General features: G+C 67.8%; 25 protein-coding genes. 11 read left to right on the plus strand and 14 right to left on the minus strand.

Features of this window, described 5'->3' with window-relative positions:
- Positions 1-20: 20 nt before the first annotated feature.
- Both ACWGL1_RS07970 and radA read right to left on the minus strand, forming a co-directional pair.
- Entirely contained in the window at positions 21-557 is a 537-nt protein-coding gene (locus ACWGL1_RS07970; RefSeq protein WP_291774202.1) for a CvpA family protein, read from the minus strand.
- Between the two features lie 35 nt (positions 558-592).
- The gene (radA, locus tag ACWGL1_RS07975) at positions 593-1966 is read right to left on the minus strand and encodes a DNA repair protein RadA (RefSeq protein ID WP_452111700.1); all 1374 of its coding nucleotides are present in this window, start codon (positions 1964-1966) and stop codon (positions 593-595) included.
- A gap of 161 nt (positions 1967-2127) precedes the next feature.
- On the opposite strand from radA, the gene ACWGL1_RS07980 reads away from it, so the two are divergent.
- Positions 2128-2745 carry a Yip1 family protein gene (locus tag ACWGL1_RS07980; RefSeq protein ID WP_338578445.1) on the plus strand — a complete coding sequence of 206 codons (618 nt, stop codon included), beginning with the start codon at positions 2128-2130 and terminating at the stop codon, positions 2743-2745.
- Positions 2746-2791: 46 nt separating this feature from the next.
- On the opposite strand, the gene alr is transcribed toward ACWGL1_RS07980, so the two are convergent.
- From alr to rpsF, 8 genes are all read right to left on the minus strand, one after another.
- Positions 2792-3853 carry an alanine racemase gene (alr, locus tag ACWGL1_RS07985; RefSeq protein WP_452111848.1) on the minus strand — a complete coding sequence of 354 codons (1062 nt, stop codon included), beginning with the start codon at positions 3851-3853 and terminating at the stop codon, positions 2792-2794.
- Positions 3854-3889: 36 nt separating this feature from the next.
- Positions 3890-5401, minus strand: coding sequence for a replicative DNA helicase (locus tag ACWGL1_RS07990; protein ID WP_422388325.1), 1512 nt, complete (start codon positions 5399-5401; stop codon positions 3890-3892).
- A 93-nt stretch (positions 5402-5494) separates the two neighbouring features.
- Entirely contained in the window at positions 5495-5896 is a 402-nt protein-coding gene (locus ACWGL1_RS07995; RefSeq protein WP_452111701.1) for a hypothetical protein, read from the minus strand.
- A 53-nt stretch (positions 5897-5949) separates the two neighbouring features.
- Positions 5950-6315, minus strand: a complete 366-nt coding sequence (locus ACWGL1_RS08000) for a hypothetical protein (protein ID WP_452111702.1) — start codon at positions 6313-6315, stop codon at positions 5950-5952.
- Positions 6316-6492: 177 nt separating this feature from the next.
- The gene (locus tag ACWGL1_RS08005) at positions 6493-8937 is read right to left on the minus strand and encodes a TonB-dependent receptor plug domain-containing protein (protein ID WP_452111703.1); all 2445 of its coding nucleotides are present in this window, start codon (positions 8935-8937) and stop codon (positions 6493-6495) included.
- A 480-nt stretch (positions 8938-9417) separates the two neighbouring features.
- Positions 9418-10002, minus strand: coding sequence for a 50S ribosomal protein L9 (gene rplI / locus ACWGL1_RS08010; protein WP_291774221.1), 585 nt, complete (start codon positions 10000-10002; stop codon positions 9418-9420).
- 1 nt (position 10003) lies between these two features.
- On the minus strand, positions 10004-10279 hold the full coding sequence (gene rpsR, locus ACWGL1_RS08015; RefSeq protein ID WP_003167100.1) for a 30S ribosomal protein S18: 276 nt from the start codon (positions 10277-10279) through the stop codon (positions 10004-10006).
- Between the two features lie 11 nt (positions 10280-10290).
- On the minus strand, positions 10291-10668 hold the full coding sequence (gene rpsF / locus ACWGL1_RS08020; RefSeq protein WP_291776060.1) for a 30S ribosomal protein S6: 378 nt from the start codon (positions 10666-10668) through the stop codon (positions 10291-10293).
- A 244-nt stretch (positions 10669-10912) separates the two neighbouring features.
- Between rpsF and ACWGL1_RS08025 the strand changes: the two genes are divergently transcribed.
- From ACWGL1_RS08025 to ACWGL1_RS08070, 10 genes are all read left to right on the plus strand, one after another.
- Positions 10913-12181: an Nramp family divalent metal transporter gene (locus tag ACWGL1_RS08025; protein WP_346521792.1), complete on the plus strand. Its 1269-nt coding sequence runs from the start codon at positions 10913-10915 to the stop codon at positions 12179-12181.
- Positions 12182-12282: 101 nt separating this feature from the next.
- Positions 12283-13713 carry a fibronectin type III domain-containing protein gene (locus ACWGL1_RS08030; RefSeq protein WP_452111704.1) on the plus strand — a complete coding sequence of 477 codons (1431 nt, stop codon included), beginning with the start codon at positions 12283-12285 and terminating at the stop codon, positions 13711-13713.
- A gap of 226 nt (positions 13714-13939) precedes the next feature.
- Positions 13940-14884 carry an ACP S-malonyltransferase gene (gene fabD / locus ACWGL1_RS08035; RefSeq protein ID WP_452111705.1) on the plus strand — a complete coding sequence of 315 codons (945 nt, stop codon included), beginning with the start codon at positions 13940-13942 and terminating at the stop codon, positions 14882-14884.
- A 107-nt stretch (positions 14885-14991) separates the two neighbouring features.
- Positions 14992-15732 (plus strand): 3-oxoacyl-[acyl-carrier-protein] reductase, encoded by a 741-nt coding sequence (gene fabG / locus ACWGL1_RS08040; RefSeq protein ID WP_313575024.1) that lies wholly within the window; start codon positions 14992-14994, stop codon positions 15730-15732.
- Positions 15733-15918: 186 nt separating this feature from the next.
- Positions 15919-16158: an acyl carrier protein gene (locus tag ACWGL1_RS08045; RefSeq protein ID WP_003165440.1), complete on the plus strand. Its 240-nt coding sequence runs from the start codon at positions 15919-15921 to the stop codon at positions 16156-16158.
- Positions 16159-16278: 120 nt separating this feature from the next.
- On the plus strand, positions 16279-17559 hold the full coding sequence (gene fabF / locus ACWGL1_RS08050) for a beta-ketoacyl-ACP synthase II (protein WP_452111706.1): 1281 nt from the start codon (positions 16279-16281) through the stop codon (positions 17557-17559).
- Between the two features lies 1 nt (position 17560).
- Complete coding sequence (mltG, locus tag ACWGL1_RS08055; RefSeq protein WP_452111707.1) at positions 17561-18754, plus strand: endolytic transglycosylase MltG; 1194 nt, start codon at positions 17561-17563, stop codon at positions 18752-18754.
- Positions 18751-19638, plus strand: coding sequence for a YicC/YloC family endoribonuclease (locus tag ACWGL1_RS08060; protein WP_452111708.1), 888 nt, complete (start codon positions 18751-18753; stop codon positions 19636-19638). The genes mltG and ACWGL1_RS08060 overlap by 4 nt, the downstream gene beginning before the upstream one ends.
- Complete coding sequence (gene gmk / locus ACWGL1_RS08065; protein ID WP_291774272.1) at positions 19628-20269, plus strand: guanylate kinase; 642 nt, start codon at positions 19628-19630, stop codon at positions 20267-20269. Before ACWGL1_RS08060 ends, gmk begins: the two co-directional genes overlap by 11 nt.
- A gap of 5 nt (positions 20270-20274) precedes the next feature.
- Positions 20275-20727, plus strand: coding sequence for a nucleoside deaminase (locus ACWGL1_RS08070; RefSeq protein ID WP_452111709.1), 453 nt, complete (start codon positions 20275-20277; stop codon positions 20725-20727).
- Here the strand turns inward: ACWGL1_RS08070 and ACWGL1_RS08075 are convergent.
- From ACWGL1_RS08075 to ACWGL1_RS08090, 4 genes are read right to left on the minus strand one after another with little or no spacing between them, the layout of a single operon-like run.
- The gene (locus ACWGL1_RS08075; RefSeq protein ID WP_452111710.1) at positions 20724-21764 is read right to left on the minus strand and encodes a L,D-transpeptidase family protein; all 1041 of its coding nucleotides are present in this window, start codon (positions 21762-21764) and stop codon (positions 20724-20726) included. The two genes, ACWGL1_RS08070 and ACWGL1_RS08075, sit on opposite strands and share 4 nt — an antisense overlap.
- A gap of 36 nt (positions 21765-21800) precedes the next feature.
- The gene (locus ACWGL1_RS08080) at positions 21801-22958 is read right to left on the minus strand and encodes a pyridoxal phosphate-dependent aminotransferase (protein ID WP_452111711.1); all 1158 of its coding nucleotides are present in this window, start codon (positions 22956-22958) and stop codon (positions 21801-21803) included.
- A complete protein-coding gene (rsmA, locus tag ACWGL1_RS08085; RefSeq protein ID WP_452111712.1) occupies positions 22955-23761 on the minus strand; it encodes a 16S rRNA (adenine(1518)-N(6)/adenine(1519)-N(6))-dimethyltransferase RsmA in 807 nt (268 codons plus the stop codon). Before rsmA ends, ACWGL1_RS08080 begins: the two co-directional genes overlap by 4 nt.
- Entirely contained in the window at positions 23758-24189 is a 432-nt protein-coding gene (locus ACWGL1_RS08090) for a DUF559 domain-containing protein (RefSeq protein WP_338578457.1), read from the minus strand. The genes rsmA and ACWGL1_RS08090 overlap by 4 nt, the downstream gene beginning before the upstream one ends.
- Positions 24190-24208: the final 19 nt, after the last annotated feature.

A 24208-nucleotide genomic window follows, 5' to 3' on the forward strand; every position in this document is an offset into this window, starting at 1 on the left:
GAATGCGTCGGGGGCAAGGCTCATTGGTCGGAAAACCCTTCGCGGACGGAAGAACCGACCACGGGAGTCAGGGCGTCGGCGCCCTTCCCAAGGGTCGGCAGTACGATCTGGATGGCCCGAGCGGCGCCTTCGCTGACCGGTGCGGTGGCGGCTTCGGACAGCCAGCGCGGCGGGTTGTCCTGCATGGCGCCCATGATGACCAAATGCACCGCCCCGATCAGGGCCAGGGCGCGGATCAGGCCGACCGCCAGGCCCAGCGTTTGGTCCAGCACGCCCAGCGCATGGCCGCGCGCGCCCTGCGAAATGGCCGAGCCGAGGAAACGCAGGCCGAAGTAGAGGATGACGAAGACCAGCCCCACGGCCAGCACCGAACCGGCCCAGTCCGGATCGACCAGATCGCGCCCGATCGGCGCCGTCCACGGCAGGGTGATCAGCGCCAGCAGCGCCGCCAGCAGGAAGCTGAACAGGGCCGTGATCTCGCGCATGCCGCCCCGGAACCATCCGGCGGCGCCCGAGGCCAGCAGGGCCAGGATCACGAAGACGTCGTAGCCGGTCACGCGCGCTGCGGCCTCAATGCGTTGGGGAACGCGCCTTAGTAGCGGTTCTGGGAGATTCGCTCGACCGCGTCGGTCAGGCGGGTGACGACGGTCAGGGCGACATCGCCCTTCTTCACCTTGCCATTGGCTTGTGGCGGCGCGAGGGCGCGCTCGAAGCCCAGCTTCTTGGCCTCGCGCAGACGGGCCTCGGCGCGGCCGACGGCGCGGACCTCGCCCGACAGGCCGATCTCGCCGAAGACGACGCAGCCCTGCGGCAGGGGCATGTCGAGCGCCGAGGAGATCAGGGCGGCGGCGGCGGCCAGATCGGCGGCGGGCTCGTTGATCCGCATCCCGCCCGCGACGTTCAGATAGACGTCCTTGTCGCCGAACCCCAGACCGCAGCGCGCCTCCAGCACCGCCAGCAGCATGGCGAGACGACCCGAGTCCCAGCCGACGACGGCGCGTCTTGGCGTGCCGTATGCAGAGGGCGCGACAAGAGCCTGAATTTCCACCAGAACAGGACGCGACCCCTCGATCCCGGCGAAGACGGCGGCGCCCGGCGCCCGGTCCTTGCCTTCGCCCAGGAACAGGGCGGAGGGGTTGGGCACTTCACGCAGGCCGGCGTCGCCCATCTCGAACACGCCGATCTCGTCAGTGGCGCCGAAACGGTTCTTGCCCGCGCGCAGGATGCGGAAGGGATAGCCGCGCTCGCCCTCGAAGCTGAGGACGGCGTCGACCATGTGTTCGACCACGCGCGGCCCGGCGATCTGGCCGTCCTTGGTGACGTGGCCGACCAGGACGATGGCCGGACCGCCGTTCTTGGCCAGCCGCACCAGTTCGGCGGCGCAGGCGCGCACCTGGGTGATGGAGCCCGGCCCGGCCTCGTGCGCGTCGCTCCACAGCGTCTGGATGGAGTCGATGATGACGATGTCGAACGGATCGCGCTTCAGCGTCGTCAGGATGTCGCGCAGGGCGGTGGCGGAGGCCAGCGCCACGTCCGCGTCGGCCACGCCCATGCGTTTGGCGCGGGCGCGGATCTGCTCGATCGCCTCTTCGCCCGAGATATAGGCGACCTTGGCGCCGTTGCGCGCCGCCTTGGCCGTGACCTCCAGCAGCAGGGTCGACTTGCCGACGCCGGGGTCGCCGCCCAGCAGGATGGCCGAGCCGGGCACCACGCCGCCGCCGCAGACGCGGTCGAACTCGGTCACGCCGGTGACGATGCGCGGGGGTTCAGGCGTGTCTGACTGAAGCGTCTCGAACTGCACCCCGCGTCCGCGCGCGGTCGAGGCGGGCTTCATGGCGCCCGGCGGGGCGGCCTTGGATTCCTCGACCAGGGCGTTCCACTCGCCGCAGGCCGAGCACTGCCCGGCCCATTTGGAATGAACCGCTCCGCAGGATTTGCAGACGAAGAGAAGAGAGTCGCGCGCCATGGCTCAGACCTAGCAGATCAGACAGGCGAGAGCAGGCGGGACGAAACAAGGTGCGTCCGAAATTGTCATAGTGAGGCTGCGGGGTTGCGTCAGCATCCACACAGCCGTCATTCTGACATGATAAGGCCGTGATCCGACTCAATCGCCCAGAAGGCTAACGAATGACCCTGGAAAATCCTCCCGCCGTCGACCCCTCGCTCGTCTCGCGGGTCAAATACATCCTGACCCGGCCGAAGTTCGAATGGCCGGTGATCGACGCCGAAAGCGCCAGCATCAAGGGGCTGTTCACCAGCTACGCCGTCATTCTGGCCGCCATTCCGGCGGTGGCGACCATTGTGGGCCAGATCGCCTTCGGTCATCGCGGCCTGGTCGGGCCGCTGCTGGGCGGGGCGCTCAGCTATGTGCTGAGCCTGGTCAGCGTCTATGTGCTGGGCCTGATCATCGACGCACTGGCGCCGACCTTCGGTGGGACCAAGAACCCGGTGAAGGCGATGCAGGTCGCCGTCTATTCCATGACCCCGATGTGGGTCGCGGGCGTGCTGAACATTATTCCGACGCTGGGTTGGCTGGCCGGGCTGATCGGCCTCTATGGCTTCTATCTGATGTATCTGGGCCTGCCGACGCTGATGAAGACCGCCGCCGACAAGGCGCTGGGCTACACCATCGTCGTGGTGGTCGCGGCCATCATCCTGAACGCCATCGTCTTCGCCATCGTCGGCGCGGTGATCGCCAGCTTCGTTATCGTCGGCGCAGGCGCGGCGGCGTTCGCCCTGAGCTAAGCCTCAAAGAGAAGGGCTGAGGCCGAGCGCCTCAGCCCTTTGTCTTTCAGCCCTTGTAGACGCGCGGCACGCGCGGCGTGATCGAGGTCAGCAACTCATAGCTGATGGTGCCCGCCGCCGCCGCCGCGTCGTCGATCAGGCGGTTGGCGCCGAAGATCTCCACCGGATCGCCCGCCTTGACGTCCAGGCCGGTCACATCGACCGCCAGCACGTCCATCGACACCCGGCCGATGATCGGCCGCATCTCGCCTGCGATGAAGACCTGTCCCTTGGGGCTGTAGGAGCGCAGCACGCCGTCGGCGTAGCCGGCGCCGACGGTCGCCACGCGCATCGGCCGCTCCGCCCTGTAGCCTTGCGAATAGCCGACGGTTTCGCCTGCGGGCACGTCGCGCACCTGCACCGCCTGGGCGATCAGACTGGCGACAGGCGCGATCTTCTCGTGCGGACGGCCTTCCGGCCCGCCGCCGTACAGGCAGATGCCCGGCCGCACCACGTCGAAGGCGAAGTCCGGCCCCAGGAAGCAGCCGCCCGAGTTGGCGAAGGAGCGCGTCACGCCCGGATAGCGTTGGACCGCCGCCGCATAGGCGTCGCGCTGAGCGCGGTTCAGCGGGTTGGACGGTTCGTCGGCGCAGGCCAGGTGGGTCATCACCAGTTCGAGGCCCTCGAACGGTTCGGGCGCGTCCTCGACGCGGAAGCCCAGCCGGTTCATGCCGGTATCGATCTGCAGTGCGCAGGCGCCGCCGCCCGCCGCCTGCCAGGTCTGAAGCTGGGTCGGGTGGTTGATGACGGGCCGCAGGTTCGAGGCCTTGAGCAAGGCGGCCCCGTCGCCGTGGCAACCGTCCAGAATATAGATGACCGGCTCGGACCCGATCGCCTCGCGCAGACGCACGCCCTCGGCCGCGCGAGCGACGAAGAAGGTGCGCGCGCCTTCGGCCATCAGACGCTTGGTCACGGCGGCGGCGCCGAGGCCGTAGCCGTCGGCCTTCACGACCGGATTGACCGGCGCGCCGCTGACGGCGCCCAGGGTGCGATAGTTGCGGGCGAGCGCGTCCAGATCGACGTTAAGGACGGCGGGAGCGAGGACGGGGGAGGTCATGGCGTCGGTTATAATCCGCAGCTCAGGCGGCGCCACCGCTTTGACGGCCTACTCAGGAATATCCGCATAGGCGCCGCCGTAGCGGCCGTCGTGGGCCAGGTTGCCGAAGCGGGTGGTGTTGGAATCGAACGCCAGCTTGACGATGCCGATGGGGCCGTGACGCTGCTTGCCGATGACCACTTCGGCCTGGTGCTGCAGGCGGTCCATGTCTTCCTGCCACTTCAGGTGTTCTTCGGTGCCTTCGCGCGGCTCGGCGCGGCCGAGGTAGTAGCTCTCGCGATAGACGAACATGACGCAGTCGGCGTCCTGCTCGATCGAGCCGGATTCCCGCAGGTCGGACAGTTGCGGCCGCTTGTCGTCGCGCTGCTCGACCTGACGCGACAGCTGCGACAGGGCGATGATGGGGACGTTCAGTTCCTTGGCCAGGGCCTTCAGGCCGCCGGTGATCTCGGAGACCTCCTGCACCCGGTTCTTCTGGCTGTTTTCACCGGTCGTCACGAGCTGCAGGTAGTCGACCACGATCAGGTCGAGGCCGTGTTCCATCCGCTTCAGCCTTCGTGCGCGCGCCGCCAGCTTGGAGATGGACAGGCCGCCGGTGGCGTCGATGTAGAGGGGGCTTTCGCCGATCTCGATAGCGGCGTCGCGGATCTTGCCGAAGTCCGAGGCGTCGATTTCGCCCTTGCGCAGCTTGTCCGAGGACACGCCCGACGCATCGGCCAGGATACGCATGGCCAGCTGTTCGGCGCTCATTTCCAGCGAATAGAAGGCGACGACGCCGCCGTCGACGGTCTTGCGCCCGCCGTCCGGCGTCGGCTCCCAGCGGTAGTTGCGCGCGACGTTGAAGGCGATGTTGGTCGCCAGCGCCGTCTTACCCATCGACGGACGGCCCGCGAGGATCAGAAGGTCGGAGGGGTGCAGGCCGCCCAGCTTCTGGTCCAGGTCGTCCAGACGGGTGGCCAGACCGGCCAGCTTGCCCTCGCGCTGATAGGCCTCGCCCGCCATCTCGACCGCGCCGGACAGGGCGTGGGAGAAGCTGACGAAGCCCGACGACGGCTTGCCCGTCTCGGCCAGGGAATAGAGCGTCTGCTCGGCCTGTTCGATCTGTTCGTCGGCGGGCGTCTCGGGGTTGGGCGCTTCCTTGATGATCTCGCCGCCGATGCGGATCAGGTCGCGGCGCAGGGCCAGGTCATAGACGACGCGGGCGTAGTCGGGGGCGTTGGCGGCGGGCGGCGCCCGGTCCACCAGATCGGCGAGGTAACGCAGGCCGCCGAACTCCTGAAACGCCGGATCCTGCTTGAATCGCTCCATCAGAATGGTCGGCTCGGCCAGCAGGCCCTGGCGGATGTGGTCCTCGACCGCATCGAACAGGCGCTGGTGGAAGGGTTCGTAGAAATGGCTGCCGCGCAGTCGGTCCGACAGGCGCTCGAACACGGCGTTGTCGAACATCAGCGAGCCCAGAAGGGCCTGCTCCGCCTCCAGATTGTGGGGCATGGACGACACCTGCACGGCGTCGTTGGCGTCAAAGGGCATCGGAGCGAAGGCGGCGTTCATCGTTGCCATGGTGAAACATCCGCGCGCGCTGCGTCAGGGGCGGACGCTCATAGGGGTGGACAAGTGGCCGTTGGGCCTGTGGATGCTCTGGGGAGGCCCGCCTCAGCCGCGGCAGGGATAGCGCTCGACCATCCAGTCGCGCACGGCCTGGGTCACGGTGATGCGGCGTCGCGCCTCGGGCATGGTCTCGAAGCGCGCCACCAGGGTCTCGGGCGTGATGCCGGTGCCGGAGGCGGGAATGCAGTGCGCCGGGGTGCGGCCGGCGGAGACGGCCGAGGCCTGCTCGGCCTTGACCGTGCTGACGGCGCCCGTGACTTCGCGGATCAGACGGCGCGTGTCAGGGCGCATCATGGCCACGGCGCGGTTGCGCGGGATGTTCTGGCCGATCGTCAGGAACTGCTGGACGGTCATCTCGGCCGACTGGGCCTGGGCCAGCGGCCCCGAGGCGAGCAGCGTCAGGGCGCCCAGCGGCGCGGCGAAAAGAGCATGAACGGAACGCGACATGGGGGACTAGATGCTCTCGTGAAGCCGGCTTCGCAAGGTCTGGCGGTTCAGGATCATGCGGGACACGGATGCGCCTCGGCCATCCATTCGCGCACCGCCTGGGTCACGGAGATGCCGCGCCGCTGGGGCGGGATGCTGCTGAAGCGGCCCAGAATCTCGCCGGTGTTCACGCTGACCTTGTCCGGCACGCAGGTGGCCGGGCGACGACCGGCGGCGCGAACAGCCGCCTGCTCGTCACGGATTGTCTTGAACGCCGCCTTCATCTCGTTCATCAGCCGGCGCGTGTCCGAGCGCAGAAGGGCGGTCGGATTGCGAGGTATGCCGTCGGCCGTGGTCAGGAACTCCTGAACCGTCATGGCCGCCGCTGCGCTGGGCAGGGCTGACAACGCCAGGACGACGGCGAACGTAGCGGCTTTCATGGCTTCCCTCTCGTCTGACGCCGAAGCCTAGCTTGCGGATGGCGATCGAATTATGACCGATGAACGCCGTCCCGTATTGAGTGTTCGTCGGGCGCGGCGGCGGCGACGCGCGCCGCGCCCGACGACAGGGACGCGCTTAATGGCTGGGAGGAAGCCCTCAAGCGCGCAGCGGACCTATCACCACTTCACCGCCAGTCGCCCATAAACGAACCGGCCGTTGAAACCGTAGGGCGAGAAGTTGGAGAAGGGGAAGGCTCCGGTCGTGTTGTTCTCCCGGAGGCTCTGGCGCGGATACTGGTCCAGGATGTTGTCCGCGCCGATCGAGACGGTGACCCGGTCATTGAAGCGGTAACGCGCCTCGACATCGGCCACCAGGGCGTCGCCCAGTTGCAGGTCTGTCGCTTCGGTCGCGCCGGCGGCCAGGACGTCGCCATAGCCGGTCAGGCGGAAGGTGCCGCCCAGACGCTGAGCCTCCCAATCCGTCTGGAAGACGACCTTCCATGGCGGCGTGCCTTCTTCAAAGCGCGTGACCGCCTGACGCCCGAACAGGGAGGTCGGCGTCGGCAGGATGCCGGTCTGCGTCATCGGCGTCTTGGTCACCTTGAAGTCGTTGACGTTGCCCGCGAGGGTGAAGTCCAGACGGTGACCGACTGCGGTTTCGGCGCGGTAACGGGCCACAACGTCCAGGCCGGTCGTCTCGGTATCGACCCCGTTGATGAAGAAGCGCGCCGCCGTGGCGCCATAGGGCGTCAGCAGGTCGAAGATAGTCTTGGCGTTGCTGCCTGCGGCGGCGTTGGCGTCGCCGGTCAGGGTCTCGGACAGGATGATCCGGTCGTCGATGTCGATGCGATAGGCGTCGGCCGTCAGCTCGAACGGGCCATTGCGCACGACGAAGCCCAGCGAATAGTTGACCGAGGTTTCGGCCTCGAGCGCCGTGCCGCCCAGCGCCAGACCCACGTCGCTGATCGACGGATAGGTGCCGGTCTCATAAGGGACGTTGTTGATGTAGAGGACGGCGGTCTGGGTATAATACTGCTGTTGCAGGCTGGGGGCGCGGAAGCCGGTCGAGACGGCGCCGCGGATGGCGAAGTGCGGGTTGAAGTCGTAGCGGCCCGCGATCTTGCCCGAGACGTTGTCGCCGAAGTCCGAATAGTTTTCGTAACGCAGAGCGCCCGACAGGGTCAGGTTCTCGATGACCTCGCCTTCCAGATCCAGATAGACGCCGACGTTGCTGCGATCTTCATCGACTTCGTTGTTGGGCGTGAAACCGGTGAAGCCGCGCGAGCCCCAGTTCAGCGTCGTGCCGCCGGCCGTCAGGATGGGGCCCCGGGCATAGGAGGCTTCTTCGCCCGCGCCGATCTTGTAGGTTTCGCGACGCGCTTCCAGACCGAAGGCGACGTTCAGCGGGCCGGCCCAGCCAAGATCGAACTGGCGCGAAGCGTCGGCGCCGAATACCAGCTGGCTGTATTCCAGCGAACCGGCGTCGAACGACGTCTGGCCGTCGATCCCATAGGTTGGGTTCATCGTATTTTCGGCGCCGAAGTCGATCTTGTTCGAGCCGTATCCCAGATTGACGTCGATATCCCAGCCGCCCGCCTGCCCACGGAGCCCGCCTGCGGCGGTCCAGTCGGTGGTGTCGGTCAGGATGTAGGGCAGATAGCCGTTCGGGTATTTGCGCCCTGAGCCGTAGTCCGGGTTCTGGGCGTTGTCCGTCGGGGTGCGATAGAAGGCGGCCGCCGAGGCGTCACGCTGCTGATAACCGGCCCAACCATAGGCCTCCCAGCCATTGCCCAGCGGCAGACCCGCGTTCAGATAGGCTGAGATATCCTCCACCTCGGCGTCGCCCTGTCCGCCGGTGATCCGCCCCAACGTCGGATTGATGTCGGAGCGGTTCGTGCTGTCGCGGTCGCGGTATTCCACCGAGGCGGTCAGGAAGCCGTCCTGGCCTAGGCCGAAGCCCTGCCAGGCAGAGACAGTGACGGTGTCGCCGTCGCGGATGTCGCCCTCGCGGCCATAGAAGCCGTTGAAGTCGGTGACATAGGAGCCGTAAGTCACGCTGGCGCCGCCGCCTTCGCGGGCTTCGCGCAGGCGCAGGTTGATGACCCCGGCGATGGCGTCAGACCCGTATTGGGCCGCGGCGCCGTCGCGCAGCACCTCGATCCGCTCGACGGCGGAGGAGGGGATGGCGTTGAGGTCGACCGCCGACGAGCCGCGACCGACCGAACCGTTCAGGTTGACCAGGGCGGTCTGGTGACGGCGCAGGCCGTTGACCAGGACCAGGGTCTGGTCCGGCCCCTGACCGCGCAGGGTGGCCGGGCGGATGGAGTCCGTGCCGTCGGTCGCCGACGGGCGGGGGAAGTTCAGGGCCGGAACCGTCGCCGCCAGCTGAGCCGCCAGTTCGGTCGTGCCGCGCTGTTCCAGCGCTTCGGCAGTGACGACATCGACAGGCGCGACCGTGTCGAGGCGGGTGCGGTTGGCGACGCGGGTGCCGGTGACGACGATGTCTTCCACCGAGGTGGCGCTGTCGGGCGCGCTCTGGGCCTGGGCGGCGCCGGCGATCAGAAGGGCGGCGCCGGACGCAGCAGCAAGAAGGGCAGGGCGACGTAACGAAACGATGGGCATGAGAGAGATCAGCTTTTCTGGTTGGACGCGGGGAATGCGCCGCATACTGAAAGCGCGACGGTTCAAGCCTGCGTCGGTAAGGCTAACGAGAAGTTTCCGAAGGGCCGAAATCAGTCACATTGGCGACGGGGAGCGGCCGACGAATGCGGCTCCCCGGTCGGGCTGGGCTGGACTAAAGGCATGGCGACTCCGGCGCGTCGATTGTGACGAGACGCGGCGATACTGCGGCGCGAAGACGGCGTCGGGTATCGAGATTACTTCGCTGGTTGCTTAGAAAAGCTAAGGGTCGGCAACGCTTCCGTCCTGTTGGAGGCGAGCGTTTGGGCGCAAGACAAAGGCTTTACTCACATTGGGGGCTGGTGCGATTTCCCCCGCCTCTGCGGGGAGGGAAATCGCTGACACTCAATATGAATTCAGCCAAGAAAAAAGGGGCGCTTCCTTGCGGAAGCGCCCCTCGATCATCTCGCCGAAGCGACAGGATCAGGCTTCGTCGCCGAAGCCTTCCTGTTGGCCGGCGCCGCCTTCCAGCAGCTCCTGAGCGGCCTGATCAGCAGCTTGACGCTCGTCGTCGAACTGGCTGCGGATCACGTCCTCGCCCTTGGCCTGACGCTCGGCTTCGTCGGCCGAACGGGCGATGTTGATCTTGACCGTGGCCGAGACCTCGGGGTGCAGGCGGACCAGCACCTCGTGGACGCCCAGCGTCTTGATCGCCGTGTTCAGGACGACCTGCGAACGCTCGACCTTGCCGCCTTCGGCGCGGACGGCCTCAGCGACGTCGCGACCGGCGACCGAACCGTACAGCTGGCCGGTTTCGCCGGCCTGACGGATCATGACGTAGCTCTGACCGTCGATCTTGTCGGCGATCTTCTGCGACTCGGCCTTGTTCTTCTCGTTGCGGGCCTCGATGGCGGCGCGCTCGATTTCGAAGGCCTTCAGGTTGGCTTCCGTGGCCCGACGCGCCTTGTCGCGCGGCAGGAGGAAGTTACGGGCGAAGCCGTCCTTGACGGTGACGACGTCGCCGATGGCGCCGAGGTTCTCGACGCGTTCCAGCAGAACGACCTTCATCTTACTTCACCACGTACGGCAGGAGGGCCAGGTAGCGGGCGCGCTTGATGGCCTTGGCCAGTTCGCGCTGCTTCTTGGCGGAAACGGCGGTGATGCGCGAAGGCACGATCTTGCCGCGTTCGGAGACGTAACGCTGCAGCAGCTTCACGTCCTTGTAGTCGATCTTCGGCGCGTTGGCGCCCGAGAACGGGCACACCTTGCGGCGACGATAGAAGGGGCGACGAGCCGGGCCGGAGCCGGCCGGAGCGCCCGGGATGGGGGCAGTCGTATCGGTCATGATCCGGTTCCTTATTCCGAAGCCGCGGCGTCGTCGCCGCGCGGGCCGCTGCGGTCACGCTCGCGTTCGCGGCGGGCCAGCAGGGGCGACAGCTCCAGGTCGAGTTCCTCGACGCGGATGGTCAGCCAGCGCAGCACGTCTTCGTTGATCGACAGCTGACGCTCGACTTCGGCCATGGCGGCCGGCGGGCAATCAACGGCCATCAGCGAATAGTGAGCCTTGCGGTTCTTCTTGACCCGGTAGGTCAGGTTGCGCAGACCCCAGTACTCGATCTTGGCGACGGAGCCGCCGTTTTCTTCGATCAGAGCCTTGATGGTGTCGTTCAGCGCTTCGGCCTGTTGCGCCGAGATATCCTGGCGCGTCATGACCGTGTGCTCGTAAAGAGCCATGCGGCATTCTCCCTTGGCGGACATCGGCGCGGGCGAACCGGGTAGTTCGTCCACGATGGCTCCTGACGCGGCGGACGGGAGTTTCCCGGCCCTTTGACGTTCCGCAGCAGGACCGAAGCCCTGGAAAGGGCGCGCCTATACGGGAAAAACCCCGGCAGGGCAAGGCGCGGCGGTCTTTGCGCCCGCGATTGGCAGGGGCGGCGAAGCGCGGCACGGTGCGCATCAAGCAACCGGAGCGCTCAGGATGACGCAAACGCCGACGCCGAGGAACCGCTGGTCGCTGATCGGACCGGGCATCGTGGTGGCCGCGACCGGCGTGGGCGCCGGGGATCTGGTCGCCACTCTGATCGCCGGATCGCGCTTCGGCTACGCCCTGCTGTGGGCCGCCGTGATCGGGACGGTGCTGAAGATCGCCCTGGCCGAGGCCGTGGGGCGGTGGACCCTGTCCAGCGAGCGGACGATGTTCGAGGGCTGGTCCAGTCTGGGCGGCGGCTGGCTGGACGGTCGGCTGAACTGGGCCGGGCTCTATTTCGGCGTCTATGTGGTGGTCTGGGGCTTCGTCTATGGCGCGGCGGCCATGACCTCGACGGCCCTGCCGCTGGCGGCGCTGTTCCCCGTGCTGGACCTGAAGGCCTGGGGAATGCTGAGCGGCGTCGCCGGGCTGATCTTCGTCTGGTTCGGCGGTTACGGCCTGTTCGAGAAGGTGATGACGGCCTGCGTCGGGGTGATGTTCGTCACCGTCGTCGGCCTGGCCGTGATCGTCACCCCGAACCTGCCGGAGTTGCTGACCGGCCTGTGGCCGAGCCTGCCGGAGGGTGCGGCCTTCTACACCCTGGGCCTGATCGGCGGGGTGGGAGGCACCATCACCATGGCGGCCTATGGCTACTGGCTGAACGCCAAGGGCTGGAAGGGGCCGGGCTGGATGGCGGTGATGCGGCTGGACAATCGAGTCGCCTATATCGTCACCGGGGTCTTCGTCGTCGCTATGCTGATCGTCGGGGCCGAACTGCTGTATAGTGCGGGCATCGCCCTGCAGGGCGGGGATCGCGGGCTGCTGGATCTGGACCAGGTGCTGCGCGAGCGGTTCGGGCGGCCGATCTCCATCCTGTTCCTGGTCGGCTTCTGGGCCACCAGCTTCTCAAGCCTGCTGGGCGTGTGGCAGGGCGTCAGCCTGATGTTCGCCGACTTCACCGCCCATGTGCGCGGGCGCTCCGACGATCCGAAGGCGCGCGGCGACAAGAGCCGGGCGTTCCGCGCCTACGCCCTGTGGCTGACCTTCCCGCCGATGCTGCTGCTGTTCATGGATCGGCCGTTCGGGCTGATTGTCGCATATGGGGTGTTGGGCAGCCTGTTCATGCCCTTCCTGGCGGGGACGCTTCTGTGGCTTCTGAACAGCGCCCGGACGCCGCAGAAATGGCGCAGCGGCTGGGTTTCCAACCTGATGCTGGGGGCGGCGGCCCTGCTGTTCGCCGTGCTGGCGGGCAAGGAGCTGCTGGGCCTGATCCCGTCGTAGGCGGCCTATTCCTCGCAGGAGTTTCACAAAAGCCCCGGCGAACCGTCGCATTGGGCCGTTAGGCCTCGCCCTCGACCATATCGGTTCGGGGAAACATCGTCATGAAGCTGTCCGTCGCTTGTCTGGCCGCATCCGTCCTGCTGGCCGCCGCGCCCTCCATGGCCCAGGTCGTCGCGCCGCCGGACCCCGATCCGCTGCCGCCACCGCTGCACGCGCCCAACGGCCGCTGGGCCGCCAAGGGCTGGGCCGACCGCATCGTGTTGAGCCCGGCCGCCGACGCTGCGCGCGGCGCCGCCGTGGCCTGGCGCACCGACACGCGCCAGACCGCCGCCGAGGCCCAGATCGCCGAGGAGATCGACGGCCCCCTGCTGGGCTTCGCCGCCCGGACCGTGGCCGGGACCACGGCGCCGATCGAGAACGAGAACGGCCGCGCCCTCTATCATCAGGCGCGCTTCGACGGGCTGAAGCCGGACACGCGCTATGTCTATCGCGTACGCGCCGCCGACGGCTGGAGCGAGTGGCTGCCGTTCCGCACGGCCAAGGCGGAGTTCGCGCCGTTCCGCTTCATCTATCTGGGGGACACCCAGAACGACATTCTCGAGGTCGCGTCGCGCGTGATCCGCTCGGCCTTCAAGGAGGCGGGACCGGCGGCCCTGGTCGTCCATGCGGGCGATCTGGTGGCCCAGCGCGAGGTTAAGGTTCACGACGACGAATGGGGCGAATGGACCGAGGCCGGCGGCCGCGCCTTCGCCATGACGCCGCAACTGCCCGCCAGCGGCAACCATGAATACGTCGACCACGTGCTGCCGAACGGCGTGGAATCGCGGGTTCTCGGCCCGCACTGGCCGCTGCAGTTCGCCCTGCCTGACAACGGCGCCGAGGGGGCCGAGGCGACCAGCTATTACGTGGACTATCAGGGCGTGCGTTTCATCGTTCTGGACGGCACGGCGGCCATCGACCTGGGGGCCGGGGAGAGCCAGACGCGCTGGCTGGACAAGGTGCTGGCCGAAAGCCCGGCGCGCTGGAACGTCGCCCTGTTCCACCAGCCGATCTACACCTGCGCCCGGCCTGAAGACACCGAGGAGCTGAAGGCCGCCTGGAAGCCGATCTTCGACGCCCGCAACATCGATCTGGTGCTGCAGGGGCATGACCATTGCTACGGCCGCGTCTCCAATCCCGCCGGGGCCGAGGCCTCGCGCGCTGACAGCGCGGCGGGCCGTCCGCAGGGACCGGTCTATGTTGTCTCGGTCACGGGGTCGAAGATGTACGGGCTGAACGACCGGGCGGACACGCAGCCGGTGCGCGCGGCCGAGAACACTGAGCTTTATCAGCTGATCGACGTCGAGGCGGATCGCCTGTCGTTCCGCGCCTTCACGGCGACGGGCGGGCTGTATGACGCCTTCACGCTGGAGCGGCAGGCCGATGGGACGAAGCGACTGGTCGAGGCGCAGGACACCCTGCTGGCCCTGCGTCGTTGCGACGGCGCGGCGGGCCCGGACGACCGCCCCTGCACGGCGGAAATCAAGGACTGAGGGCAAAGCCATCAAATTCCGCTCATCCCGACGGATGCCGGGATCCAGTGCTCTGGCTTCAAAGCTCTGCGGCTGACAGGACGGGCTTTGGACTGGTGCTCTCACTGGGTCCCCGCTTCCGCGGGGATGAGCGGAGGAGGGGTGAAACGGCGGCGTCCTTCTTGCCGTAGGGGAGGGATTCGCCTACCCCTCGCGGCTTGATTCAACGGATGACGGACGATCCCGGATGAGCCTCGCGCTTCTCTTTCCCGGTCAGGGCAGCCAGTCGGTCGGCATGGGCGTCGCCCTGTCTGACGCCTTCGCCAGCGCGCGCGACGTCTTCGCCGAGGTGGACGACGCCCTGAACCAGAAGCTGTTCGAGCTGATGCGCGAAGGGCCGGAAGATCAGCTGACCCTGACCGAGAACGCTCAGCCCGCCCTGATGGCCGTGTCGGTCGCCACGGCGCGGGTGCTGAAGGTCGAGTTCGGCGTCGATGTGACGCGCGCGGCCTTCGTCGCCGGTCACTCGCTGGGCGAATATTCGGCCCTGGCGGCGGCGGGCGCGATCAGCCTGTCGGACACCGCTCGCCTGCTGAAGCTGCGCGGCCAGGCCATGCAGCGCGCCGTGCCGGTGGGCAAGGGCGCGATGGCCTCGCTGATCGGCCCCAAGACCGACCTGGCCCTGGCCGAGGAAGCCGCCAAGGCCGGTTCGGCGGCGGGCGTCTGCGTCGTCGCCAATGACAACAACAAGGGCAACGTCGTCATCTCGGGCGACAAGGCGGCTGTGGACCTGGCCATTGAAAAGGCCAAGGAGCTGGGCGCGCGCGCCATTCCGCTGAACGTCTCGGCGCCGTTCCACTGTCCGCTGATGCAGCCCGCTGCCGATGAAATGGCCGCCGCTCTGGCTGACGCCAAGATCATCGCGCCCGTCGTGCCGGTGGTCGCCAACGTCACCGCCCGGCCGGAAACCGACGCCGAGGTCATCCGTCGCCTGCTGGTCGAGCAGGTGACGGGCCGCGTGCGCTGGCGCGAGAGCATGGAGTGGATGGCGTCTGAAGGCGGCGTGACCCGTTTCGTCGAGGTCGGCTCGGGCAAGGTGCTGACCGGCATGGCCAAGCGCATCGCCCTCGACGCCGAGGCTCTGGCGCTGAATACGGCTGAAGAGCTGGAAGCGTTCGCGAAAACCCTCTGAAGCCGCTCATCCCCGCGGAGGCGGGGACCTAGTTCTTTGGGAACGAGATGCGGCGCTTGAAGCTAAAGCCTAGGTCCCCGCCTCCGCGGGGATGAGCGGAGATTTCAATGTTCAATCTTTCGGGAAAGACCGCCCTTGTGACCGGCGCCACCGGCGGCATCGGCGGGGCCATTGCGCGTTCGTTGCACGCGCAAGGCGCGACCGTCGTTCTGTCCGGCACGCGCGAGGCCGTGCTGGCGGATCTGGCCAAGGAACTGGGCGAGCGCGCCTTCTTCGCCGCCGCGAACCTGTCGGACGCGGAATCGGTCGACGGTCTGGTCGCGCGTGCTGAAGAAGCCGCAGGCGCGCCGCTGGATATTCTGGTCGCCAACGCGGGCATCACCAAGGACGGCCTGCTGATGCGGATGAAGGACGAGGACTTCCAGTCCGTCATCCAGATCAACCTGGAAAGCTATTTCCGCCTGACCCGCGCGGCGGTGAAGGGGATGATGAAGCGCCGTTCGGGCCGCATCATCGGCATCACCTCGGTGGTCGGCGTCACGGGCAACCCCGGCCAGACCAACTATTCCGCCTCGAAGGCCGGGATGATCGGCTTCTCCAAGTCGCTGGCGCAGGAAGTCGGTTCGCGCGGGATCACGGTCAACTGCATCGCACCGGGCTTCATCGCCTCGCCGATGACCGACGTGCTGAACGACCAGCAGCGCGAGGCCATCCTGTCGAAGATTCCAGCCGGACGTCTGGGTGCCGGCGATGAAATCGCCTCGGCCGCCGTCTACCTGTCGTCGGATGAAGCGGCCTACGTCACCGGCCAGACGCTGCACGTCAACGGCGGCATGGCGATGATTTGATCGAAGCGTGAAGTGTCATCACGACGCGCAACAGACTATTTCCACTTCCGCACCCTGTGCTAAAGGGCACGGACGTCTTTCGGGGGTGAGTCTCATTGAGGCTTGATCCCGGCAGGCAGCCGTGACACGGCGAAGCAACCCAAGACCCGCCATCACGGCGATTTCAAACAGGCAAGAGAGACACTCATGTCCGACACCCTCGAACGCGTCCGCAAGATCGTGATCGACCACCTGGACGCCGATCCGGACAAGGTCACCGAGAAGGCCTCCTTCATCGACGACCTGGGCGCCGACTCGCTCGACAACGTCGAACTGGTCATGGCCTTCGAAGAAGAATTCGACGTCGAAATCCCGGATGACGCCGCCGAGCACATCCAGACCGTCGGCGACGCGGTGAAGTTCATCGACGAGAAGCTGGCCGCCTGATCCGGCTGCGATCCGTCGCACTTAACCAAGCTGATGGCCGCCGTGACGGGACCCTAGCGGGACCGTCCGGCGGCCATTAGTGTTTCTGGCTACGATTCTGACCAAGAAGGAGCGCGAACCATGCGCCGCGTCGTCATCACGGGCCTCGGCCTGGTCACTCCGCTGGGCACGGGCGTCGAGTACGTCTGGAAAGGCATTCTGGACGGCCGGTCGGGCATCCGTCCGATCACCGCCTTCGACACCGAAGGCTATGGCTGCACCATCGCGGGCGAGGTGCCCAGCGTCGACGGACGCGGCGGCGGCGAGGCCGGGCAACTGGGCGTCTTCGATCCCGATCAGGTGATGTCGGCCAAGGACCGCAAGCGCGTCGACGACTTCATCCTGTACGCCATCGCGGCGGCGGACGAGGCGCTGGCGGATGCGGACTGGAAGCCGGAATCGGAAGACGACAAATGCGCCACCGGCGTCATGGTCGGTTCGGGCATCGGCGGCCTCGGCCCCATCGCCGACACCGCCATCGTGCTGAAGGAACAGGGCGTCCGCCGGGTCAGCCCCTTCTTCATCCCCTCGGCCCTGATCAATCTGGCGTCGGGTCAGATTTCGATCCGCCACGGCCTGAAGGGGCCGAACCACTCGGTCGTCACCGCCTGCGCCACCGGCGCCCACGCCATCGGCGACGCGGCCCGCATGATCGCCCTGGGCGACGCCGAGGTCATGGTGGCGGGCGGCGCCGAAAGCTCGGTCGTGCCGATCGGCATCGCGGGCTTCCTGGCCTGCAAGGCTCTGTGCACCGCCTATAACGACACGCCGGAGAAGGCCTCGCGTCCCTATGATCGCGGCCATGCGGGCTTCGTCATGGGCGAGGGCGCGGGCGTCATGGTGCTGGAAGAATACGAACACGCCAAGGCGCGCGGCGCCAAGATCTACGCCGAGGTCGTCGGCTACGGCATGAGCGGCGACGCCTATCACATCACCGCCCCGTCGGAAGACGGCGACGGCGGCCTGCGGGCCATGAAGGCGGCGCTGAAGCGCGCCGGAATGCAGCCGTCGGACCTGGACTACGTCAACACCCACGGCACCTCGACCATGGCCGACTGGATCGAGCTGAAGGCGGTCGAGCGTCTGGTCGGCGACCACGCCGAGAATCTGGCCGTGTCGTCCACCAAGTCGATGACGGGCCACCTGCTGGGCGCCGCCGGGGCGATCGAGAGCATCTTCTCGGTCCTGGCCATCCGCGACCAGATGGCGCCGCCGACCATCAATCTGGACGACCCGGAGATGGAGACGCCGATCGACCTGATCCCGCACAAGGGCAAGGCCAAGAAGATCGACGTGGCGATGTCCAACAGCTTCGGCTTCGGCGGCACCAATGCGGCCGTGATCTTCAAGAAGGTCGACTGACTTGGCCAAGGCTCCGTCCCGCCGCACCCCCAAGGTTCGCATTCCCAAGTCGCGCGTTCCGAAAAAGGGAAGCGGGGGCGGGGCGGGGCGTTCCGGCCTCGGCGTCGGCCTGATCACCGCCGCCGGGACGTTGGGCCTGTTCCTTATCGCTGCGCTGGTGGCGTTCTGGGCGATCTACTGGGGACCGGGGCCGAAGGCGGCGGAAGGGGAGGCGACCATCGTCACCCTGCCGTCCGGGGCGGGCGTTCCGGCCATTGCGGCCAATCTGAAATCGGCGGGGGTGATCCGCTCCACCGATCTGTTCCGCGCGGCGATCAGCCTGACGGGCGCCGACCGCAAGATCCGCGCGGGCGAGTATGAGGTGCCGTCGGGCGCCTCTCTGGCGACGGTGGTGGGCCTGCTGGTCGACGGCAAGGCGGTGCGCCACTACGTGACCCTGCCCGAGGGCTGGTCCAGCGCCCAGGCGGTCGACATCCTGATGAAACAGCCGGTCCTGACCGGCGAGGTCGAGGTTCCGCCCGAGGGCAGCCTGTGGCCGGAAACATATGAGGTCACGCGCGGCGAGACCCGCGCCGCCGTCGTCGCCCGGATGCAGCGCGCCGCAAAGACCAAGATGGAGACCCTGTGGGCCGCCCGTTCGCCCGCCACGGTGGTCACGACGCCGGAAGAGGCGGTCATTCTGGCTTCCATCGTCGAAAAAGAGACGGGCATCGCCTCTGAACGGCCCGAAGTGGCGGCCGTCTTCACCAACCGCCTGCGTCTGGGGATGCGGCTGGAGAGCGACCCGACGATCGTCTACGGCGTGACCAAGGGGCGGCCGCTGGGGCGGGGCATCCTGCTGTCGGAGCTGCGTCGACCGACGCCGTGGAACACCTATCTGATCGACGGCCTGCCGCCGACGCCCATCGCCAATCCGGGCGAGGAGGCGCTGAAGGCCGTGCTGAACCCGCCGCGTTCGGAATACGTCTTCTTCGTCGCCGACGGCACAGGCGGCCACGTCTTCGCCCGCACCTATCAGGAGCATCTGCTGAACGTGGCGCGCTGGCGCGAGATCGAACGCCGCGAGGTCGGTCTGGCGGCGGGTGAGAGCGCGCCGGAGACCTCGCCGGCGCCGATGACGGACGAAGCCGCGCCGCCCCTCGCCATCCCGCCGGGCGCCAAGGTCATTCGCGTGCCGACGGAGGCCGGACGATGAGCAACTTGATTTCAGGCATGACCGGTTTCGGTCGGGCCGACGGGGCGCTGGACGGCTGGACCTGGACGGTCGAGACGCGGTCGGTCAACGGGCGCTCGCTGGAGACGCGTTTTCGGGGCCCGCATGGCTTCGACAATCTGGAGCGGCTGGCCAAGGCGGCGGCTCAGGCGCGGCTGAACCGGGGGCAGGTGACGCTGGGCCTTCAGGCCAAGCGCGCCGAAGGGATGGAGCCCGCGCCGCGCGTCAATGAGGCGGTGCTGACGACCTATCTGCGGCTGGCGAACCAGTTGGCGGAGGAGGGAGCGACCCCGCCCTCGGCCGACGGCCTTCTGGCCCTGCGTGGCGTGATCGAAGTGGCGGAAGACGATGAGGACGCCGAGGCTCGCGCCGCCCTTGAGGCCGCCATGGCCGCGACGGTCGAACAGGCGCTGGATGCGCTGAAGGCCTCGCGCCTGCGTGAAGGCGAGCAGCTGACGCCGGTGATCCACGACTTCGTCGGGACCATTGAGGCCCTGGTCGTGCGCGCGGAGCTTGAGGCGTCGGCGCAGGTCGAGGCCATCCGCGAGCGCTTCACTCGCCGCATCAGCGAACTGGCCCCCGATGCGCCCGGCCTGGACGAGCGCGTCTTCCTTGAAGCCGCCGCCTTGGCGACCAAGGCCGATGTGCGCGAGGAGCTGGATCGGCTGACGGCCCACGTCGCCTCGGCCCGCGCACTGTTGCAGCAACCCCCCGCCGGTCGAAAACTCGACTTCCTGATGCAGGAATTCATGCGCGAGGCGAACACCCTCTGCTCGAAATCCGCTACGACCGCGCTCACCGGAATCGGCCTGGAGTTGAAGGCCGTCATCGAGCAGCTTCGAGAACAAGTTCAGAATGTCGAATAACCGCACCCCCCGCCGTGGCGTCCTGCTGATCGTGGCCAGTCCGTCGGGGGCCGGAAAGACCTCGCTGTGCCGCCGCCTGATGGCCGACCACAAGGGGCTGGAGCTGTCCGTTTCCATGACCACCCGCGACATCCGTCCGGGCGAGGTGGACGGGCGCGACTACAACTTCGTCAGCCAGGAAGAATTCCAGCGCCTGATCGACGCCGACGCCTTTCTGGAATGGGCCGATGTGCACGGCAACCGCTACGGCAGCCCGGCGGCGCCGGTCGAGCGCGCGCTGGCCGAGGGCCGCGACGTCCTGTTCGACATCGACTGGCAGGGCGCTCGCGACGTGGCCGCCAAATGCCCCGGCGACGCCGTGCGGGTCTTCATCCTGCCGCCCAGCCTTGAGGAACTTCGTCGCCGTCTGGTGACGCGCTCTCAGGACGCCGAGGACGTGATCGAGCGCCGCGTCGCCAACGCCAAGGGCGAGATCGAGCACTGCGACGACTTCGACTATGTGCTGGTCAATGAGGACTTCGACCGATCCTACGCCGAGCTGGCCCACATCTATCACGCCGAGCGCAGCTGCCGTCGTCGCAATCTGTGGGTCGAGGGTTACAAGCAGGCGCTGCTGAAGGAAGTGGTCTGACGCCGATGAACGAGGACGAACACCGCCGCTGGCTGGCCCAGGCCGTCGATCTGGCGCTGGAGAACGTCAAGGCGGGCGGTCGGCCGTTCGGCGCGGTGCTGGTCAAGGACGGGGCGCTGGTCGCCAGCGGCGTCAACCGGATGCTGGCGACGAACGATCCCAGCTCCCACGCCGAGATGGAGGCCCTGCGTCAGGCTGGGCCGGCGCTGGGCGGCGTCGACCTGTCGGGGGCGGTCCTCTACGCCAGCGGCCACCCGTGCCCCATGTGCCTGGCGGCGGCGGTGATGACGCGGGTCAGCGCCGTCTACTACGCCTTCAGCAATGCGGACGCCGAGCCCTACGGCTTCTCCAGCGCGACGACCTATCAGGCCCTAGGCGTGACGTTGGACCCGCCGCCGCTGCCGCTGACGCAACTGGACGCGCCCGGTCGGACGGCGGCGGAGCTTTACGCCGCCTAGCGGAAGGTCACGCGCACGCCGGGCTTGACCCTGGAGGCCAGTTGCTCGGCGTCCCAGTTGGTCAGGCGCACGCAGCCGCTGGAAAAGGTCTTGCCGACCTTGGACGGGTCCGGCGTGCCGTGGATGCCGTAGGTGTCGCGCGACAGGTCGATCCATACCGAGCCGACCGGATTGTTGGGCCCCGGCGGCACGATGACCTTGCGGTCGCCCCGGTCATAGCTGACCCGATCCGGGTCGTAGGTGTAGTTGGGCTCGGGCGCGACGCCGACGACGCTCAGCTCGCCCGAGGGCGCCGGGCGGCCCGAACTGCCGATGGTGGCCGGGTAGAAGGCCAGCAGCTTGTCCGAGGCGTCATAGACCCGCACCGAACGCTCGGCCTTGTCCACGACGATATGGGCCACGTCGCCCGCCAGATCGGTCTGGGTCACGGCGGCCACCACGAGGGTCTGGCCCGCCTTGCCGAAGTCGACGCCGGGGTTGAGCGCCTGCAGGAGGCCCTCGGTCATGTGGAATTTCTCGGCCAGCATCTCCAGCGGCGTGGCGTAGCCGACGGTCTGGAGCCTGGCCATGTCGGTCAGATTGGCCGGCACCTGGCCGATGAAGGGGCCCGCCAGATCGGCGGCGGTGATCGTGTAGTCGGTCAGGACTCGGCCGTTGTCGCCGGCGGTCAGGCGGCGGAAGACCTCGGCGTCCAGCACCCCGTCCTGGGGCAGTCCGGCGGCCTTTTCGAAGGCGGCGATCGCCTGGCGCGTGTTGTCGCCGCCCAGACCATCGATCACGCCGGGCGAAAAATTAGCGCGATCCAGCAGGATCTGGGCGCGCGCCGTCGCCGCGTCGGGCCGTGCGGGCTGACCCTCGACGGGGGCGGGGGCGGATTCGAACACGGCGGCCTCGACCGCCTCGCGGGTCAGGGGCGAGGCGGTGGTTTCGGCGACCGGAGGCTGTTCGGGCCTCGGCGTCTCGGTCGGAGATCCGCAGGCCGTGAGGGCGGCCAGGACGAAGGGCAGGGTGGAGACGGCGAGGCGCGGTTTCGACATGAAAGCTCCGAAGGTTTCGGGGCTTGTCGAACGCTTCTAGGCGTTCCGCTGTTCCTGCGCGGCCTCGGTGCGGGCGGCGAAGAAGGGCTTCAGGCGGGCCAGGGCGTCCTCGATCTCGGGCGTCGAGACGGCGAAGCTGAAGCGGATGAAGCGGTTGCCGTTGACCGGGTCGAAGTCCACGCCCGGCGCCGTCGCCACGCCCGTCTCGCGCACCAGGGTCTCGCAGAAGGCCATGCTGTCGTTCGTCAGGTGGCCGATGTCGGCATAGATGTAGAAGGCGCCGTCCGGCGGCGCGATCGAGCGCAGGCCCATGGCGGGCAGGGCCTTCAGCATCAGCTCGCGGTTGGCGCGATAGACGTCGATGTTGGCTTCCAGCTCTTCTTCGCAGTCCATAGCGGCCAGCCCTGCGAACTGGCTGAGCGTCGGCGGCGTCAGGAACATGTTGCCCATGCGCGCGCGGGCCTGCTGGACCTCTTCTTCCGGCAGGATCAGCCAGCCCAGGCGCCAGCCCGCCATGCTCCAGTATTTGGAGAAGCTGTTCACGATCATGGCCTTGTCGTCGAACTGCAGCATGCAGGGCGTGTCGTGGCCGTAGGTGATGCCGTGATAGATCTCGTCCGAGATGATGCTGATGTTGCGCTCGCGGCAGACCTCGACGATGGCCTTCAGCTCGTCTTCGGCGATGACGGTGCCGGTCGGGTTGGCGGGGCTGGCGACGATGACGCCTTGCGGCGCCGGGTCGAGGTCGCGCAGGGCCTGGGCCGTCAGCTGGAAGCGCACGTCGGCGCCGCAGTCGATCTCCTGCGGGACGATGTGCAGGGCCTTCATCGTGTTGCGATAGGCGACATAGCCGGGCCGGGCGATGGCCACCCGGTCGCCGGGGGCGAAGCGCATGTTCAGCGCCACCACCAAGGCGGGCGAGGCGCCGGCGGTCATGATGACGCGCTCGGGGTCGATGACGACGCCGTAGCGGTCCTTGTACAGCTTGGCCACGCGGGCGCGCAGCAGGGGGCTTTCCCAGTAGCCGCCGGCCTCGGCGTCGATCACGCGGTGCGCCTCGGCGAGGGCGCGGCTGGGGGCGCCGGTGGAGGGCTGGCCGAACTCCATATGGATGACCGACTGGCCCTTGGCCTTCATCTCATGGGCGATGCGGCTGATGGCGATGGCGCGGAAGGGTTCGATTTCTACTGTCATGTCAAAGCGTCGGCCAATCTGAGGAAGCCCGCCACGTCGATGGTCTCGGCGCGGGCGTCGGGTTCGATTCCAGCGGCCTCGCACAGGGCGGCGCCGCCAAGTTGTTTCAGGCTGGAGCGCAGCATCTTGCGACGCTGGCCGAATGCGGCCGCCGTGACCCGTTCCAGCCGCTTCAGGCGGTCGGGGGCGGGGCGCTCGCTCAACGGTATCAGATGAACCACGGCCGACGCCACCTTGGGCGGCGGGGTGAAGGCGGCGGCGGGCAGGTGCATGACGATGCGCGCCTCGGCCACGGCCTGGGTGATGACGGCCAGGCGGCCATAGGCGTCCTCGCCCGGCTGGGCCACCACGCGCTCGGCGACCTCCTTCTGGAACATCAGGGTCAGGGCGCAGGGCGTCCACGGCCCCGTCAGCCACTTGATCAGCAGCGGCGTGCCGACGTTGTAGGGCAGGTTGGAGACCAGGTGCGTCGGCCCCTCGACCAGCTCGGCCTCCTTCACCCGCAGGGCGTCGCCCTCGATGATGCTGAGGCGGCCCGAGCCGTCGTCCAGTTCGGACAGCAGGGGGATGAAGCGGGGGTCCTTCTCGACCAGCACCACCTTGCCGGCGTCGCTTTCCAGCAGGGCGCGCGTCAGGCCGCCGGGGCCGGGACCGACCTCGATCACGGCGCGACCGTCGAACGGTCCGGCGTAGCGGACGATCTTCCGCGTGACGTTCAGGTCCAGCAGGAAATGCTGGCCGAAACTCTTCTTGGCTGCCAGGCCATGGGCGTCGAGCGTTTCACGCAGGGAGGGCAGGGTCATTCGCCCTTCTCCCCTCGGGGGAGAAGGTGGCTCGCGGAGCGAGGCGGATGAGGGGGCTGGGTCCGCATCTGCGCCGCACGAAGGCGGATCGCGCCCAACAGGACGTTAGGGTCGGACAGGAAGGCCTCATTGCCCGATCTCAGCACCATAAATCCCGCCTGCTCCAGTCTGGCGTCACGTTCGGCATCCTGTGCCTCATGAAGCTTATGGACGCCGCCGTCCAGTTCTACGACGAGTCGAATTTCCGTGCAGGCGAAGTCGCAGATCACGCCGCAGACAGGCGTCTGTCGGCGAAACTTGAGACTATCGAAGCGGCGGTCGCGGACAATCCGCCAAAATATTTCCTCGGCGCGGGTGAGAGCTCGCCGTTGTCGGCGGGCGCGCTTCGTCCTGTCCGGCGTTTGCCACATGGCCGGCCGCCCCCTCATCCGAGCGCCTTCGGCGCCC

Source organism: Brevundimonas sp. NPDC055812, assembly GCF_053616535.1.